Origin of the sequence: Marinobacter xestospongiae (assembly GCF_023156385.1) — a bacterium.
Lineage (GTDB): Bacteria > Pseudomonadota > Gammaproteobacteria > Pseudomonadales > Oleiphilaceae > Marinobacter > Marinobacter xestospongiae.
The window spans coordinates 18438-34365 of record NZ_JAKZAK010000028.1; the positions used below are offsets into that span (position 1 = coordinate 18438).

Sequence of the window (15928 nt, forward strand, 5' to 3'; positions counted from 1 at the left end):
GCTGAATCAGCCTGAGAATCTCTACGACAAGCATAACAATGACCCGGAGGTCACCCATGATCCGTAAATCCCTTGCTGCCCTGACCCTGTCCCTGGTAACGCCGCTGGCTGCTGCCCAGGAGCCGGTGCGGATGTGCGTGTTTGACGTCATCGGTGCCAATGGCGATGTCTTTAACATGGTCAAGGACTACGCCCTCGAGATGAAGAGCCACGGTGTCGACTTTGAACTGCGTCCCTACACCGATGAAGGCGTCGCGGTCGGGGATTTCTCCTCCGGTCAGTGCGATGCGGTTGCTGCAACCGACCTGCGGATTCGTCCGTTCAACCGGTTTACCGGCAGTGTCAGTGCGGTGGGCGCGATCCCCACCTACGATGACCTGCGCACCCTGCTGGCGACCCTGGCCCAGCCCAAGGCGGCGCCGCTGATGAAGCAGGACGGTTATGAGGTTCTGGGGATTGTACCGGCGGGCGCCGGTTACCTGTTCGTCAACGACCGCTCCATCGATACCGCCGGTGAACTGGCGGGCAAGCGGATGGCGACACTGGATTACCAGAAGGACGCCATCCACATGGTGAACTACGTCAAGGCTACGGTGGTGCCGTCGGACATCACCAACTTTGCCGGCAAGTTCAACAACGGGTCGGTGGATACCGCCTACGCACCCGCTTTCGCCTATGAGGCGCTGGAGCTGTACAAGGGCATCGGCGATACCGGTGGCATTGTCGATTACCCGCTGGCCCAGCTGACCATCCAGATCATCGCCCGTGATGAGGTGCTGGATGACGCCACTGCCCAGCAGGCGCGGGAAGTGGCGTGGGGCATGTACGGCCAGGCCATGGATCTGGTGTCGCGTCTGGAGAGTGCCATTCCCGAGGACAAGTGGATCAACATTCCCGCCAACGATGTGCAGGGCTATCAGGAAATGTTCCGTGAGAACCGCCTGCAACTGCGGGACGGCGTCAACGGAGCCGAGCAGGTCTACCATCCCAAGATGATGAGCCTGCTGAGTAAAATCCGCTGCGCCAGCAATCCGGCCGCCTCGGAGTGCACCGCCGGCAACCGCGAATAAATGTTCGGTATTTGATAATAAGACCAAAGGGCTGAACCTCCATGATCTCCCGCGTACTGTCGACCGCCCGGACCACCACGTTGTATCCCATGCATCGCCTGCATGGGATGGTCCTGCTGCTGCTCCTGCTGTTCACCCTGCTGCTGGGGATGGGCAATTCGCTTCACAGCCGGTTGCTGTGGGTGGGTGAGCAGACCTGGCCCAACTACTACCTGCTCAATCCGGACGCCACCGCGCCGGAGTGCGATCTCAGCATGGATGTGGACACCGAGGTGCAGCGCCGGCTCGACGCCTACAAGCCCGATCCGGATGATCTGTTCAGCTCGCCGCCCAATGCCTCTGCCCTGCGGGAATCCCTGCAGCGCAACCTGGCACTGTGCGAGCAGAAGTTTGCCGCCTTCGAGGAAAACCAGAAGCACGCCACCCCGGCACTGGCGGCCTTCAAGACCGTGGAGCAGGGGCTGGCGGATTTCCTGCTGGATAACATCGACCTGATGAAATACCTGTTCATCGCGATGTTCGCGATGGCCGCGGCGGTGTCTGCCCTGGACGCCGATCACATTGCCCTGCGGTTGCCCCGTAACCGCTCGGAGTGGCGATTGAGTCAGGGTGTCCAGTTGCTGACCAACGGTCTGATGGTGGCGTCCCTGCAATCCTACGCCGGCCGGCTCAGCACGACACCTGGCTCGGAAGACGTCGCAGCGCTGCAGCTGGCCTGGACGCTGGTGTTCGGGCTGTTTATGGTGATCAACGCCGTGCGGCTGCTGTGGGTGCCGGAACGCATGCGCGCTGGCGGTCTCAATGCCTCCTCCCCGCTGGTGATCCCGCTCTACTGTGCCATGGGGCTGATCGCCATGAGTTACTTCTTCTTCGTGGACGGTTACAGCTCGGGTCTGGCGATCTATTTCGGCATGATGAGCAACCTGTCGTCGATGTTCATCAACATCGGTCTCTACGTGCTGGTGGGTATGGCACTCAAGCAGACCCGGCTGCCGGAGCTGCTGATCAACGTCATCAAGCCGTTCCAGTTGCCGGCGCCGTTGCTGGCGTCGGTGATGATCTTTGCTACCGCATTCCCCACCGCATTCACCGGGGCGTCCGGCATCTTCATCCTGGCCGTGGGTGGGGTGGTCTATGACGAACTGCGCCGTGCCGGCGCCGGGCGTCAGCTGTCGCTGGCAACCACCGCCATGTCCGGCAGCCTGGGTGTGGTGCTCAACCCCTGTCTTCTGATCGTTGTGGTCGCTGCGCTTAACAAGGAAGTGACCACCTCGGAACTCTATGGCTGGGGGTTCTGGGTGTTCCTGATGTCCGCCTGTCTGTTCTCTTTCGTTGTCTGCAAGACCGAGGGTAACTGGAAGCCCAAGCCCCGGCCGGGTGCCCTGCGGGAATCCCTGGCCCAGCTGCGTCCGTTGCTGCCCTATGCCGTGGTGGCCGGTCTGGTGATCCTGACGGTCTGGCTGCTGCTGGATCTGCGTTTCAACGAGTACAGTGCGCCGCTGATTCTGCCGCTGGTGATGCTGGCGCTGGTGTTGCTGGATGCGGACAAGGACAACCGTGATGACGGCCAGTCCCGCGGTGGTGCCTTCTGGTCCCGCAGTACTGCGGCAGCCAGCGACTCGGCGGTGCACATTGGCGCGCTGCTGGCGCTGATCGGATTTTCGATCTGTCTGGGCGGGATTCTTGAGCGTTCGGAGATCGTTCACGCCATCTTCCCTGAGCATCTGGACAACCCCTGGCTGGTGATGCTGGTGGTGGTGTTCATGCTGACCTTTATCGGCATGGTGATGGACCCGTTCGGGGCGGTGATCCTGGTCTCTGCCACCATCGCCCAGGCAGCCATCAACCTGGGGATCGATCCACTGCATTTCTGGATCGTCTGCCTGGTGGCCTTTGAGCTGGGCTACCTGAGTCCGCCGGTGGCGCTCAATCACCTGTTGACCCGGCAGGTGGTGGGGGAGACCGAAGTGCTCGCAGCCGAGCGCACCGGTTCCTTCTGGCACCGCTACGAGCGCCTGCTGCTGCCACTGCTGGTGATGGCCACCACGCTGCTTCTGGTCGCCTTCATTCCCATGTTCTTCTACGTTCTGTGAGGCGCTGAGAGCTCTCAACCCTGGCCGGTTCCGGGACGTTCGGACCACGGAACCGGCGCCTTGCGCTCTGCCGCCCCATTCCGGGCGGCTTTTTTATGGGCGGATTCTGCCGTACGCTCGTACTCTGATTAGGGTGTATTGCGGCTGGAGGTGGATAGCCAATGGTTTCCGGGGCAGTGATCGGCAGATTAAAAGCAATGGCGGTGTTGGCAGCCTCTCTGGCGCTGTTCGCCTGTGGTGGAGGTGGCAGCAGTAGCAGTGGCGACGACGGCGGTGAGGGCGGTGATGGCGGAGGCGACGCGCCCTCGGGTCCGGCGTTGTCCGGCACCATCACCATTGAAAGTCGCACCCGGGTGGACTCCGATACCGCTGATGACAGCCGCACCGGTACTGCTGTAGAGAATGATCCCGTGGCGCTGGCCCAATGGCTCCCCGAGACCGGTACGGTGGGCGGCTACCTCAGTGCCACCGCAGGGGTGTATCCGGATGACGGCCTGAACGGCCCGGTGTTTTCCTACAATCAGGACACCATTGACAGCTTTCGAATTCGGTTGAATGACGGTGACCGGGTGGTGTTGCAGGTGTTTGCCGCCAGTCCGGTGGACCCGGAGGTGGCGATGATCATATCGCCGCCATCGGGGGGCGATATCTGCGGCAATGACTGCTTCGGGCCGCCGCCGTTCAGCCATCAGGTGTCCCTGCCTGATGGCGAGACGGTTGAGCATGTGGTGCGCATTGGTGCTGCCGGTGGCGGTCCGTTTCGCTATGTATTGACGGTGTCTGCCGAAGGCTCCCAGGCAACGTCGGCGGCGTTCCCCGAGCCGGCGCTGGTTGAGGATGAGGCAATCGTGGTGATGGACACAGCCACCACCGCAGCGCAGGGCGCGGGGCCACTTCGCTCGGCGGCAGCCGGTGGCCCGGACTACCGCCCTCTGGCCCCTGGCGTGTGGGCGGTTACCCGGCCGCAAACAGCGGCCTTGCGCAGCCAGTCAATGGATCGGCGGGAGGACACCGTGGCGTGGATTCGCTCGTTGCGGCAACAGCCGGGGGTCCGGTTGGCGGAACCCAACTACCGTTATCGCAGCCTGGCGGTGAATCCCGGTAACAACAGCCTTTACCGCCTGCAGTGGCATTACCCGCTGATCAGCCTGCCTGTCGCCTGGCAGTCCGCGCCCAATGGTGGCCAGGGCGTTGGGGTGGCGGTGATGGACACCGGTCTTCTCAGTAGCCAGCCCGCCAGTTATGGCAACTGGCATCCGGACCTGGCTGCCAACGTTATCGGATTCAGCGGCGAGATCTTGGACTTTGTCTCTGGCGAGCTCGACATCGATACCGAGGACAATCAGCAGCGCGACGTCAACCCGGCAGATCCCGGCGACGGCCGAAGCCAGGCCAGCAACTTCCATGGCACCCACGTCGCCGGCATCGTGGCCGGAGTGGACAACCAGCAGGGCATCGTCGGAGTCGCGCCAAAATCCACCCTGTATCCGGTCCGGGTGCTGGGCCGTGACGGCTCCGGAAGCACCGCGGATCTGGTGGCAGCGCTGAACTGGGCCGCTACCCGCAGCGATGTCGATGTCATCAACCTGAGCCTGGGCGGCTCCGCGCCCAGCGACACCCTGCGCCAGGCCATTGACCGGGCCCACAACGCCGGCAAACTGGTGGTTGCTGCGGCCGGTAACGAGGGCACCGACCAGCTGACCTATCCGGCCGCGTTCGAGCGCGTGGTGGGTGTTGGTGCAGTGGACGGGGCCAAGGTGCGGGCGTCCTACTCCAATATTGGTGGATCGGTGGATCTGGTCGCTCCGGGCGGGGATGCAACCCGTGACGCCAACCTGGATGGTGACGCCGATCTGATCATCAGTGCCTGGGGCGACGATTCCCAGGGGCGTTTCGAACCGATGTACGCCGGCCTGCAGGGGACTTCCATGGCGGCGCCTCATGTCAGCGGTGTCTATGCCCTGATGAAGGGGGCTGCCCAGGACCAGGGGCTGGACGTTACGCCGGACGACTTTTTTGCCATGCTGGCCAGCGGCGAACTGACCGATCCCCTTGGCAACCGCACGGAATACGGCGCCGGGCTGATCAACGCGGTCAAAGCGGTGGATGCGGCCCTGGCTGGCGCGACCCCGGTGGTGCTGGCGGCGGAGCCGTCGTCGCTGCAGTTCAGTGAGGCCCGGGCGACCCAGACCCTGAACCTGACGGTGTATCCCGCCGGCCAGCCGGTGACGGTGCAGTCGGTGGCCAGCGTCCCCGGGTGGCTGTCGCTGTCGCCGCAACCCGTCGTGGGGCAGGCGCCACCGGAGACCCTGCAGGTATCGGTGGATCTTGATCAGCTGAATCAGGACACCAGCTACGCCACCGAGCTGGCCTTTAGCTACGACGCCGCCGGCCAGCAGCGGGAGCTGGCGGTGCCGATTACGGTGCGCCGTGTTGACCCGGAAGATCAGCGGGACGCCGGTCGTCACTACGTGCTGCTGGTGGACCCGGACGATGAGGTGGAGACCCAGCAGGCCGTGGTGGTGGTCAGCAACGGCCAGTACCGGTTTGAGTTCGCCGATGCCGCGCCCGGGGAGTATCTGCTGGTGGCGGGGACGGACATCGACAATAATGGCCGGATCTGTGAGAACGGCGAGGCCTGTGCCGAGTATCCGGTCATTGGTTTGCCGGAGCCGGTGGCGCTTGGCGAGGCGCCGGTCAGCGGGGTGGTGATGAACACCGGTTTCCGCCGACCGACCCTGTCAGAAATGGGGCTGCCTCGCTACGGCTTCAAGGGCTACCGCGTGCCTCGTCCACAGCATACCGCCACCAGACACTATCAGGGAGGAAGGCCATGAAAACCAGTTTCACCGCCGCGTTGGGGATGGCCCTGACCGGGCTGCTCAGTGGTTGCGCGCTGTCCGGCGATAACGTGGATAGACCTGCGTCTCCGGCCCACGAGGTGGCGGCATCGCTGCATTGCGGGTTGACCGCCCCCGGTGCGGTGCTGGTGCAGAGCCGGGAGGATCTAAAACGCCTGGCCAGTCTGCCCGGTCTGGGCCTGAATCTGGACCGCCTGCCAACAGAGGATCTGGAGCAACAGCCGTTGGTCGTGGTGGCGCAGGGCCAGAAACCGACCGCCGGCTATTCGGTCTCTCTCAAGGGGGCCGGGCTGAACGGCGACCGGCTGCTGCTGGCCATGTCCATTTCTGAACCCCGGGCCGATGCCATGGTGGCTCAGGTGCTGACCACCCCGTGTGTGGTGGTGGCGGTGACGGCGGAGGGCTGGCAGACCCTGACAGTCGAGGGCCAGGGCTTGCCGGAGATTACTCGCCAGCGCAGCGCTGATACAAACAACCGTTGATCTTTGCCGGCAAATCCCTAAGCTAGGTAGCCTCAGAAAATGCTGTCCTGGTGGTGCCGAGGCACACGCTAGGTGAGCTTGTGGCGTACCGCCGTCCCATCAGTTGGCCACAGCTGCCAACCCGTTGCAAAATCGCCTCCGGAGTTGTTCCTCACCTATGAGCCAGAAAGAATACAACGCTGATGCCATTGAAGTCCTGAGTGGCCTTGACCCGGTTCGCAAGCGGCCTGGCATGTACACCGAAACCAGTCGCCCGAACCACCTTGCCCAGGAAGTGATCGATAACAGTGTCGATGAGGCCCTCGCCGGGCACGCCCGCCGTATTGATGTCACCCTGTACAGCGATGGTTCTCTCAGTGTTGAGGATGACGGTCGCGGTATGCCGGTCGACATCCACAAGGAAGAGGGGCTGCCCGGGGTTGAGCTGATCCTGACCCGGCTCCACGCCGGCGGCAAGTTTTCCCAGGGCAACTACAACTTTTCCGGTGGCTTGCACGGGGTCGGTGTGTCTGTGGTGAACGCCCTCTCCAAGACCCTGGAAGTGACCATCAAACGGGATGGCCAGGTCCACCGGATGACCTTCGCCGACGGCGAGAAAGCGTCGGATCTGGCGGTGGTGGATACCGTTGGCAAGCGCAATACCGGTACCCGGCTGCACTTTCTACCGGACGCTTCCTACTTTGATTCTCCTAAGTTCTCAGTCAGTCGCTTGCGTCACAACCTGCGGGCCAAGGCGGTGCTGTGTCCCGGTCTGACGGTCACTTTTCTGCAGGAAGCCACCGGCGAGAAAGACGAGTGGTACTACGAAGACGGCCTGCGAGACTACCTGCGCACCGCCCTGGCGGACATTGAGGCGGTGCCGCTGGACCCGTTCACCGGGAGCTTCTCCGGCAACACCGAAGAGGTGGACTGGGCGTTGCAGTGGCTGCCGGAAGGCGGCGAAGCGGTGACCGAGAGCTACGTTAACCTGATTCCCACCGCTCAGGGCGGGACCCACGTCAACGGCCTGCGGACCGGCCTGCTGGAGGCCATGCGGGAATTCTGTGAGTTCCGCAACCTGCTGCCGCGGGGGGTGAAACTGTCGCCGGAAGACATCTGGGAGCGCTGCAGCTACGTGCTGTCGTTCAAGATGCAGGACCCGCAGTTCTCCGGCCAGACCAAGGAGCGGCTGTCGTCCCGGGAAGCGGCGGCGTTTATCTCCGGTGTGGTGAAGGACGCGTTCAGCCTCTGGCTCAACCAGCACACCGACGTGGCCGAAGCACTGGCGGAACTGTTCATCAGCAACGCCCAGCGACGTCTGCGAGCCAGCAAGAAAGTGGCCCGAAAGAAGGTGACTTCGGGACCGGCACTGCCTGGCAAACTGGCGGACTGTTCCGGCGCTGATACCAACCGCTCCGAGCTGTTCCTGGTGGAGGGGGACTCGGCCGGGGGCTCCGCCAAACAGGCCCGCGACCGGGAGTTCCAGGCGGTGATGCCGCTGCGGGGTAAGATCCTCAATACCTGGGAGGTGGATTCCGGCGAGATCCTGGCCTCTCAGGAGGTTCACGACATTGCCGTGGCCATTGGCGTTGATCCCAGCTCGGACCAGCTTGATGGGCTGCGGTACAACAAGATCTGTATCCTCGCGGATGCGGATTCTGATGGTCTTCACATTGCCACCCTGCTGTGCGCGCTATTCGTCAAGCACTTCCGTCCGCTGGTGGCCGCCGGCCACGTGTTTGTGGCGATGCCGCCGTTGTATCGGGTGGATCTGGGCAAGGAGACCTTCTATGCCCTCGATGAACACGAGAAGCAGGGCATCCTCGACCGCCTGGAGGCGGAGAAGCGCCGCGGCAAAATCCAGGTTACCCGCTTCAAGGGGCTGGGTGAAATGAACCCGCTGCAACTGCGGGAGACCACCATGGCCCCGGATACCCGCCGGCTGGTGATGCTGACGCTGGAAGAGGGCGATGAGACGGACGAGCGCATGGACATGCTGCTCGGCAAGAAGCGCGCCTCGGACCGGCGCAGCTGGCTGGAAAGCTACGGCAACCTGGCGGACCTGACGGTGTAACCGTCGGGCCTGCCGGTTTATTCTTTTTGGTGCTTTAAAAAGCAGCTTTTATTCTTTCTCCCCAAATTTCATCTTCGCTATCCTTGCCCTTTTCCAGACTGGATCGATCGGATGGACTGGCAGGGCTGGTTTTCCCTGGGCCTTGCGGGCCTGGCGTTGATAATCATGGTGACCGGACGTGTGGCACCGCACCTGGTCATGCTGGGTGTGATGGTGCTGCTCAGTGCCAGCGGGATCATTGACGCCAACCTGGCCCTGGCCGGGTTCAGTAACACTGGCCTGATCACCGTGGTGGCAATGTTCGTGGTGGCGGCCGGTATTCATCATTCCGGTGGCGTCGACCTGGTGGTCCAGCATCTGCTGCGCTCTCCCCGCAGCGTACGTTCCGCCCAGGCCCGCATCGCGGTGCCGGTGTCGCTGCTCAGTGGTTTTCTCAATAACACCCCGGTGGTGGCCACCATGATTCCGGCGGTGCACGCCTGGTCCCGCAAGATCGGTATTTCCCCCTCCAAGCTGATGATGCCGCTGAGCTATTCCGCCATCCTCGGCGGTACCCTGACGCTCATTGGCACCAGCACCAACCTGGTGGTAAACGGTCAGTACCAGGAGCTGACCGGCGAGGCCGGGTTCTCGGTGTTCTCCATCACCGCGGTCGGTCTGCCGGTGGCGGTGATTGGCCTGGCCGCGATGCTGTTGGTGTTGCCGCGAATGCTGCCGGATCGCAAGGATCAGCAGAAGTTCGGCTCGATGCGTGAGTTCACCCTGGAGGTGGCGGTGGCGTTTGACGGGCCACTGGTGGGCAAGAGTGTTGGCGAGGCCGGGCTGCGGGAGCTTGAACGGCTGTATCTGGTGGAAATTGAGCGGGATGGCAGCGTGGTGACGGCGGTACCGTCGGAAGAGCGGCTGTGTGGCGGTGACCGCCTGGTTTTCGCTGGCGATACCCAGGCGATCTCGGATCTGCTGCGGATCAATGGCATTGTACCGTCCGTTCACGACGATGAGCCCTCTCTCAGCAAAGACCGTGCTGAGCGCTGCCTGGTGGAAGCGGCCCTGTCACCGCAATCCGATGTGCTGGGCCTGACCATCCGGGACGCCCGCTTCCGGGATCGCTACGGCGCGGTGGTGCTGGCGGTGGCCCGTGGCGGTGAACGGGTGTCGGGCAACCTGGGAAATATCCGTCTGCGCCCGGGGGATGTTCTTTTGCTGGAGGCGCGACCGGCCTTTATCAGTCGCCAGCGTTACAACAAGGATTTTCTGCTGATCAATGACCTGGGGACCGAAACCCCTCGTCATGACCGTGCCTATGTGTCCTGGGGCATCCTGGTGGTGCTGGTGGGTGCTGCCGCCCTGGGCTGGCTGTCGATGCTCAATGCGGCGCTGCTGGGTGCCGGTCTGATGATTGCCACCGGCTGTTGCTCGGTGGGACAGGCCCAGAAGGCGGTGGATGTGCCGGTGATACTGACCATCGCGTCGTCTTTTGCGCTCGGCGGTGCGCTGCAGGTAACCGGTGCGGCGGAGCTGGTGGCTGCACAGATCCTTTCTGTCAGTGCTGGCCACCCGTTGCTGACCATTCTGCTGGTCTATCTGGCGGTTTCTGTGCTCACGGAGGTGATTACCAACAACGCTGCCGCAGTGCTGATGATCCCTATTGTGCTGTCGATGACGGCCAGTCTCGGCGTCGAGTCGGAGCCGTTTGTGATTGCCGTGATGATGGCGGCGTCGGCCAGCTTTGCAACACCGCTGGGGTACCAGACCAACACCATGGTGTTCGGCCCCGGCGGCTATCGGTTCATGGATTTCGTGCGCATTGGCCTGCCGTTCAACGTCTTTGTCGGGTTGGTGACCGTGGTGGTGATCGCACTGGTGTACCAGGTGCCCTGGTAAGTACGGGGGCTAAAGACTGGAGCTCAGATGTTCCATGCGGTTGGCCAGCAGATCGCAGCACAGCACCTGAATCCGGCCATGATGGTTGTACGCCAGCGACAGGGTGACGCACATATGGGCGCCGGTGACTGAAAGGTAGGGGCTGGTGACCTGGAGGATGTTGGGCTGGGCAAGGGCATCCTTGAGGTAATTCTGGCGGAACCAATCGGCGCTTTCGGTGTTCTCCAGCGGCTGGAAGCGGGGATCGACCTGATAGCGGGAATCCGCGGCGACCACCGTATCCTGCAGCTGTACGCCGTTGGTGTCGATGAGGTAGCAGCGGGAAACCGCCGGGTGTTCAAGTAGCGATTGGCAGGACCTGTCCAGGGTGCTGCCCTGTTTCAGCAGGGTGATGGCGGTCAGGAAATAGTCGCTGAAGAAGCTGACGATCTGCTGGGACGGGTCCAGTTGCAGTTGCTTGCGGCTCTTGTAGTCTGCCAGCAGGGTTTCAAAATCCGGAGCCTTGCTGGCAATGCTGGGGAGTTCCGTGCTGGGATGGCTGAAATAGTAGCCCTGGACAAAATCGACCCCCGCATCGATGGCAATCATGGCCTGCTCGTGGGTTTCCACCCCTTCCAGCAACACCAGACAGCCGGACTGATGCAACAGCGATACGATACCGTTGAGAATCTGTCGGGCCTTGCGATCGTCCGTGGCTCGGGTGATCAAAGTGCGGTCGAGTTTGACGATGTCCGGTGACAGGTTCCAGATCCGCTCGAAGTTGGAGTGTCCCGCGCCAAAGTCGTCGATCGCTGTCAGGCATCCCAGTTGCTGGTAATAGCTCACCGTCTCCCGAAGCTGCTCGGCGTCATCCGTTGGTTGTTCCACTATTTCCATCACCACCCTATGGGCGGGTAGTCCGGTCTTGCGTAACAGATTGCCGAAGAAGGAGTCGTGTTGCCGCCCGGTGGCGACGACCCGGGGGGAGACGTTGAGAAACAGCCAGTTCAGGCTGTCGCTCAACTGGGAATAGTTCTGTACATGCAGGTGGCGGCACAGCCGGTCCAGAAACAGATTCTCTGCGGCGTCCCGCGGCAACTGGAACAGGTGGATCGGCAGCACGCTGGCAGCGTCATTATCGAAGGCTCGCACCAAGGCTTCGTATCCGATGATCCGTTTATGGGAAATGCTGAAAATCGGCTGTAGTGCAGTCTTCAGGGTCAGTCCCTGATAGCTGGCTGTCCAGCCCTCACTGCCCTGGGTCAGCAGAGAGTCAATCAGATCGTTTTCGGTGCTGGCCAGTTGGTCGGGCAGAAACTTGGACATGGTGCTGTACTGATGAGTCTGAAACGGAGTGATCGGTCGGTGTCAGCGTCAGAGCGCCGTGGCACGAAACGGGCGTACGTGTGCATTTCGTGGGGAGGTGCTCAGGGGATATCGAGTGCGGCAGCAGGTAAGTTCATAGCGACCCTGGGAAGTACCGAAAACGTGAAGAGATTGCCAGACTTTACCAGAGCTTGCCAGTGGATTTGGCAAGAGTTTGCATATTGGCCAGAAGCAGGTCCGGAAAACAGGGGAGGGGCAGAGCGCTGCCCTGGCGTGGGCACTGGGTGCCACGCCAGCCAGGCGAAATCTCAGTTGTTGCTGGGAACAACAACGTGTTCGTCAAATTCGACTTCCATGATTTTATCTCCTGTCGGGTGGTCGCTGATGGTTGACAATTCTATTAGGTGTATTAATTCCATCAATCAGTAAAACCCGCATACGACAAAAGCTTAGCCGCAAAAACGTTACCGATTTGTAGGGGAACTTGCGGGGCTGGCTCCGATCTTACGAAACTTCAGGGTGACGGCGGCATGCAAAGGAGAGTGCGCCCTAATTAACTTGTTCAATTAATTTGAACCTGGAAGCCAAATAATTTCGTTTTATTTTTCATTGGGCTGGCTCTATCATTCTTCTCATTACTGACGTATTTGATTGATCAAACAGGAACTTTATCAATGCCGCTGCGCAATTCCTCCAGCCGATATGGGGCTGTCCACATCCTGCTTCACTGGGTGATCGCAATTGCGATCTTTGGTCTTTTCGGGCTGGGTTATTACATGGTGGATCTCAGCTACTACGATGACCTGTATCGCACCGCGCCGCACATTCATAAGAGTATTGGGGTGCTGGTGCTGCTGGCCATGCTGTTCCGCCTGGTGTGGAAAGTGATGAACAGCAATCCGAAGGCGCTGCCGACCCATCAGCGCTGGGAAGTGGTGGCGGCTCACGCCACCCACCATCTGTTGTACCTGCTGATTTTTGTGGCGTTGGTCAGCGGCTACCTGATTTCCACCGCCGATGGTTCCTCCATCGACGTGTTTAACTGGTTTTCGGTGCCTTCCGTAACCGGTCAAATCAAAGGCATGGAAGACGTTGCTGGCGATGTGCATTACTGGGTGACCTGGGCGCTCGTCATTCTCGCGGCGGTGCACGGTCTGGCCGCGCTGAAGCATCACATTCTCGACAAGGATGAAACCCTGAGGCGAATGCTGGGCCTGTCGCCGCGCAACTGATCCAGCTCATACATTTAAACCCCATGCCTGTTAGGCATGACATCAAGGAGAACGTTATGAAAAAACAGTTGCTTGCTTCTGCTGTTGCAGTGACGATGGCCGCGACCACGGTTCAGGCGGATGAAGGTTCTGGCAGTTACGCTTTTGACGAAAAAGGCACTCACCAGTTCGTCATGTTCAAGATCTCCCACCTGGGTTATAGCTGGCTGTACGGCCGTTTCAACGACTTTGACGGTCAGTTCAGCTTCGACGCCGACAATCCGGCCAACAGCTCCGTGAACGTGACCATCGACACCGCCAGTGTGGACTCCAACCACGCAGAGCGTGACAAGCACATCCGCAGCGAAGACTTCCTGTACGCCGATGAATTCCCGGAAGCGACCTTCACCAGCAAGCGCATTGTGGTGGATGAGGATGGCGATGAAGCCGACATCATCGGTGATCTGACCCTGCGTGGCGTCACCAAGGAAATTACGCTGGAGGCCGAGCTGATCGGTCACGGTGAGGACCCCTGGGGTGGCTACCGCATGGGCTTTGAGGCTGAAACCGAACTGCGCCTGTCGGACTTTGGCATCCCGATGAATCTGGGGCCGGCGTCTGAAACCGTCGAGATGATCATCTCTGTTGAAGGTATCCGTCAGTAACGGGTCGCCTTCCCGGTCGCCCGGCCACTGTGCCGGGCGGCAATCCTGCCAGTTGCTCCTTCCCCGTTCCTTGATCTGCCGTTAATCCGGGGCGCCCTAAATTCGGAAACGACGAACCTCTTCGCTCAGGTTTTTTGCGTGTTGGGCCACGTCCTGACTGATCTGGCTGATCTCCCGTGACCGGCCGGCGCCGGCATCCGCCAGTTCGCTCACCTGCGTGACGTTGCGATTGATCTCATCCACCACCAGGGTCTGCTGCTCGGTGGCGGACGCCACGCTCAGGTTGATATCGCTGATCCGTTCCAGCGCCCGTACGTTGGTAGCCAGTGCGCCTTCCGCTGCACTGGCCAGTGTCTCGGTATCCGCTGCCTGCTGGCTGCTGGTCTCCATAACCTCAACCACTTCGGCGACACCGCTCTGCAGGGTGGAGATCATCTTCTGGATGTCTTCGGTGGAGGACTGGGTGCGCCCGGCCAGGGTGCGCACCTCATCGGCGACAACGGCGAAGCCCCGGCCCTGTTCCCCGGCCCGGGCCGCCTCGATCGCTGCATTGAGGGCCAGCAGGTTGGTCTGCTCGGCAATCCCACGAATGACATCCAGCACCGAGCTGATGTTGTCCGAATCCTTTGCCAGACGTTGTATGACCTCCACTGCATTGCCAATCTGGCTGACCAGTCGTTGCACCTGGTCGGAGGAGGCGCGGACCTGATTGGCGCCTTCGTCGCCGCTGGCTTTGGCTTCCCGGGTGGCTTCTGTGGCGTGGGCTGCGTTGCCAGCCACTTCCTGGATGGCGCTGTGAAGCTGGTTGATGGCCGTTGCTACCTGGTTGATGGCGTCGGTCTGCTGGCCCACGCTGCTGTCATTGTCGGAGACCTGGCCGGACAGGTGCTGAGCGTCCTGACCGAGTTGTTCGGCCAGCTCCTTATGGATCGCACCATCGACTGGAGATTGTCCAGTACCTGATTGAAGCTGACGGCCAGCTTGCCCAGGTCATCCTGTCGCTCGACCGGAATGCGGCGGGTGAGATCACCTTTGCCCTCGGCAATATCGTCAAAGCGGTGCCTCAGCCGTCGCACGGCCACCAGGATTGAGCGGGCAAAGAGTACCGACAGGCCGCCGCTGATCAGCAGGGCCACGGCGGTCACCGTGAGGGCGAGCGTGTTGTTGGCATTGCCCTGGGCAATGGCGGCGGTGGTTGTGGCTGAAGCCTGCTCGTCGGCGAGCATGCCGACCTCGTCGTAATAGTTGCGCAGGGTGTCGAACTGCTGGCTGCTGGTGGTGCGCAGCAGCGTTTGGGCGTCGTCGAGCCGGCCCTGATCGGCCAGCGTCATGGTCTCCCGGGCAGTGCCAAACCATTGCTCAAACGCGCCCTTGAAGCCTCGCATCAGTTGGTGGCCCTGGCGGGAGTCGAGCCGATCTGCCGCCAGCTGCAGCCGTTCCAGGGCTTGCGCGCTGTTCTCGTCGAAGCTGTCCTGATGGCTGCTCACGTCGCGGCCATCGGCCCTGGCGTTCACATACGCCATCTGCGCAACCAGCGCCTGGTAGAGGTCCCGGTCCCCGTTCAGGGCAAGGCTGATGGCGGGCAACAGCCGTTCGCTGGAGTGTTCGGCGTTGGCAATCAGGGTGCGGATACCGTGGACACCGAGGGCGCAGGTAATGGCAATGGCGATTGCCATCAACGTCAGGGGCAGGCCGATCTGGAGGTGTAGACCGAGGGATGACATCCGTTTCATGATCGGGCTCCCTGAATAGTGTCGGCGTCACAGGGCCAGGCTTGATCGGGGTGTGCCTGCAGCCGCGGATTTGCCGTCAGCAGAAGGCAAAACGATCATTTTTGGGGGAGGTATTATCCCCTGGTACGGTTGCCCTGAACGCAATGAGGCTGTGTTTTCCGCACGATGGCCGTGCGTTGGTGATGTTGCGACTGTTCGGTGCTGTTGTTTGCTATTGAGAGTTTAGCAGATCAGGGAGAGGGTGCCGGGAAGGCGAAGTCAGCTGTCAGCAGAACGGCAGAGGTGGCGTTCCCGGAGGAACTGGGCAACAAAAATGATGGCCCAGATCAGCAGGCCGGCCCACAGGTACGGCTCGGTCATGTGCAGGGTTCCGCTGATGGCAAACTCAACCAGGAGCATCAATGCCAACGCCAGGGAACCGTTGATGAACGCGGTCAGCATGGCGCGAAAACAGGCTTTCAGGGTTGGAGTCATAGTGTCTGCCCGGTCTGTTTTTTACACAGGTAGCCCACGGTTTTTGCTGAGGACCGCCGGGCAGAATACGGTCTGCCCCCGGGAGCCAACATTCGTG

12 protein-coding genes are annotated in these 15928 nt (G+C 61.4%); 8 read left to right on the forward strand and 4 right to left on the reverse strand.

The annotated features are described in order from the left end of the window. The first annotated feature begins 56 nt into the window (after positions 1–56). From MLD24_RS17985 to MLD24_RS18010, 6 genes are all read left to right on the forward strand, one after another. Positions 57–1070 (forward strand): putative solute-binding protein, encoded by a 1014-nt coding sequence (locus MLD24_RS17985; protein WP_248168464.1) that lies wholly within the window; start codon positions 57–59, stop codon positions 1068–1070. 41 nt (positions 1071–1111) lie between these two features. Next, on the forward strand, positions 1112–3163 hold the full coding sequence (locus MLD24_RS17990) for a TRAP transporter large permease subunit (RefSeq protein WP_248168465.1): 2052 nt from the start codon (positions 1112–1114) through the stop codon (positions 3161–3163). A 197-nt stretch (positions 3164–3360) separates the two neighbouring features. Then, positions 3361–6000, forward strand: coding sequence for a S8 family peptidase (locus MLD24_RS17995; protein ID WP_248168466.1), 2640 nt, complete (start codon positions 3361–3363; stop codon positions 5998–6000). Continuing rightward, positions 5997–6506, forward strand: a complete 510-nt coding sequence (locus MLD24_RS18000) for a protease complex subunit PrcB family protein (protein WP_248168468.1) — start codon at positions 5997–5999, stop codon at positions 6504–6506. The genes MLD24_RS17995 and MLD24_RS18000 overlap by 4 nt, the downstream gene beginning before the upstream one ends. Positions 6507–6663: 157 nt before the next feature. Further along, entirely contained in the window at positions 6664–8559 is a 1896-nt protein-coding gene (parE, locus tag MLD24_RS18005; protein WP_248168470.1) for a DNA topoisomerase IV subunit B, read from the forward strand. A gap of 111 nt (positions 8560–8670) precedes the next feature. Further along, positions 8671–10443, forward strand: a complete 1773-nt coding sequence (locus MLD24_RS18010; RefSeq protein ID WP_248168472.1) for an SLC13 family permease — start codon at positions 8671–8673, stop codon at positions 10441–10443. A gap of 9 nt (positions 10444–10452) precedes the next feature. On the opposite strand, the gene MLD24_RS18015 is transcribed toward MLD24_RS18010, so the two are convergent. Next, a complete protein-coding gene (locus MLD24_RS18015; RefSeq protein WP_227175314.1) occupies positions 10453–11748 on the reverse strand; it encodes an EAL domain-containing protein in 1296 nt (431 codons plus the stop codon). A gap of 674 nt (positions 11749–12422) precedes the next feature. On the opposite strand from MLD24_RS18015, the gene MLD24_RS18020 reads away from it, so the two are divergent. Both MLD24_RS18020 and MLD24_RS18025 read left to right on the forward strand, forming a co-directional pair. Continuing rightward, positions 12423–12980, forward strand: a complete 558-nt coding sequence (locus tag MLD24_RS18020) for a cytochrome b (RefSeq protein ID WP_227175315.1) — start codon at positions 12423–12425, stop codon at positions 12978–12980. Between the two features lie 56 nt (positions 12981–13036). Next, complete coding sequence (locus MLD24_RS18025) at positions 13037–13624, forward strand: YceI family protein (RefSeq protein WP_248168474.1); 588 nt, start codon at positions 13037–13039, stop codon at positions 13622–13624. Between the two features lie 96 nt (positions 13625–13720). Here MLD24_RS18025 and MLD24_RS18030 read toward each other — a convergent pair whose 3' ends face one another. The 3 genes from MLD24_RS18030 to MLD24_RS18040 all read right to left on the reverse strand — a co-directional run bounded on the left by MLD24_RS18030 (position 13721) and on the right by MLD24_RS18040 (position 15831). Beyond that, the gene (locus tag MLD24_RS18030; RefSeq protein WP_248168476.1) at positions 13721–14476 is read right to left on the reverse strand and encodes a methyl-accepting chemotaxis protein; all 756 of its coding nucleotides are present in this window, start codon (positions 14474–14476) and stop codon (positions 13721–13723) included. Then, complete coding sequence (locus MLD24_RS18035; protein WP_248168478.1) at positions 14443–15357, reverse strand: HAMP domain-containing protein; 915 nt, start codon at positions 15355–15357, stop codon at positions 14443–14445. Before MLD24_RS18035 ends, MLD24_RS18030 begins: the two co-directional genes overlap by 34 nt. A 258-nt stretch (positions 15358–15615) precedes the next feature. Further along, positions 15616–15831, reverse strand: a complete 216-nt coding sequence (locus tag MLD24_RS18040; protein ID WP_227175318.1) for a hypothetical protein — start codon at positions 15829–15831, stop codon at positions 15616–15618. Between the last annotated feature and the right edge of the window lie 97 nt (positions 15832–15928).

Coding starts and splice junctions, on each gene's coding strand:
- MLD24_RS17985 (WP_248168464.1), top strand. CDS start 57: ATGATCCGTAAATCCCTTGCTGCCCTGACCCTGTCCCTGGTAACGCCG.
- MLD24_RS17990 (WP_248168465.1), top strand. CDS start 1,112: ATGATCTCCCGCGTACTGTCGACCGCCCGGACCACCACGTTGTATCCC.
- MLD24_RS17995 (WP_248168466.1), top strand. CDS start 3,361: ATGGCGGTGTTGGCAGCCTCTCTGGCGCTGTTCGCCTGTGGTGGAGGT.
- MLD24_RS18000 (WP_248168468.1), top strand. CDS start 5,997: ATGAAAACCAGTTTCACCGCCGCGTTGGGGATGGCCCTGACCGGGCTG.
- parE (WP_248168470.1), top strand. CDS start 6,664: ATGAGCCAGAAAGAATACAACGCTGATGCCATTGAAGTCCTGAGTGGC.
- MLD24_RS18010 (WP_248168472.1), top strand. CDS start 8,671: ATGGACTGGCAGGGCTGGTTTTCCCTGGGCCTTGCGGGCCTGGCGTTG.
- MLD24_RS18015 (WP_227175314.1), bottom strand. CDS start 11,748: ATGTCCAAGTTTCTGCCCGACCAACTGGCCAGCACCGAAAACGATCTG.
- MLD24_RS18020 (WP_227175315.1), top strand. CDS start 12,423: ATGCCGCTGCGCAATTCCTCCAGCCGATATGGGGCTGTCCACATCCTG.
- MLD24_RS18025 (WP_248168474.1), top strand. CDS start 13,037: ATGAAAAAACAGTTGCTTGCTTCTGCTGTTGCAGTGACGATGGCCGCG.
- MLD24_RS18035 (WP_248168478.1), bottom strand. CDS start 15,357: ATGAAACGGATGTCATCCCTCGGTCTACACCTCCAGATCGGCCTGCCC.
- MLD24_RS18040 (WP_227175318.1), bottom strand. CDS start 15,831: ATGACTCCAACCCTGAAAGCCTGTTTTCGCGCCATGCTGACCGCGTTC.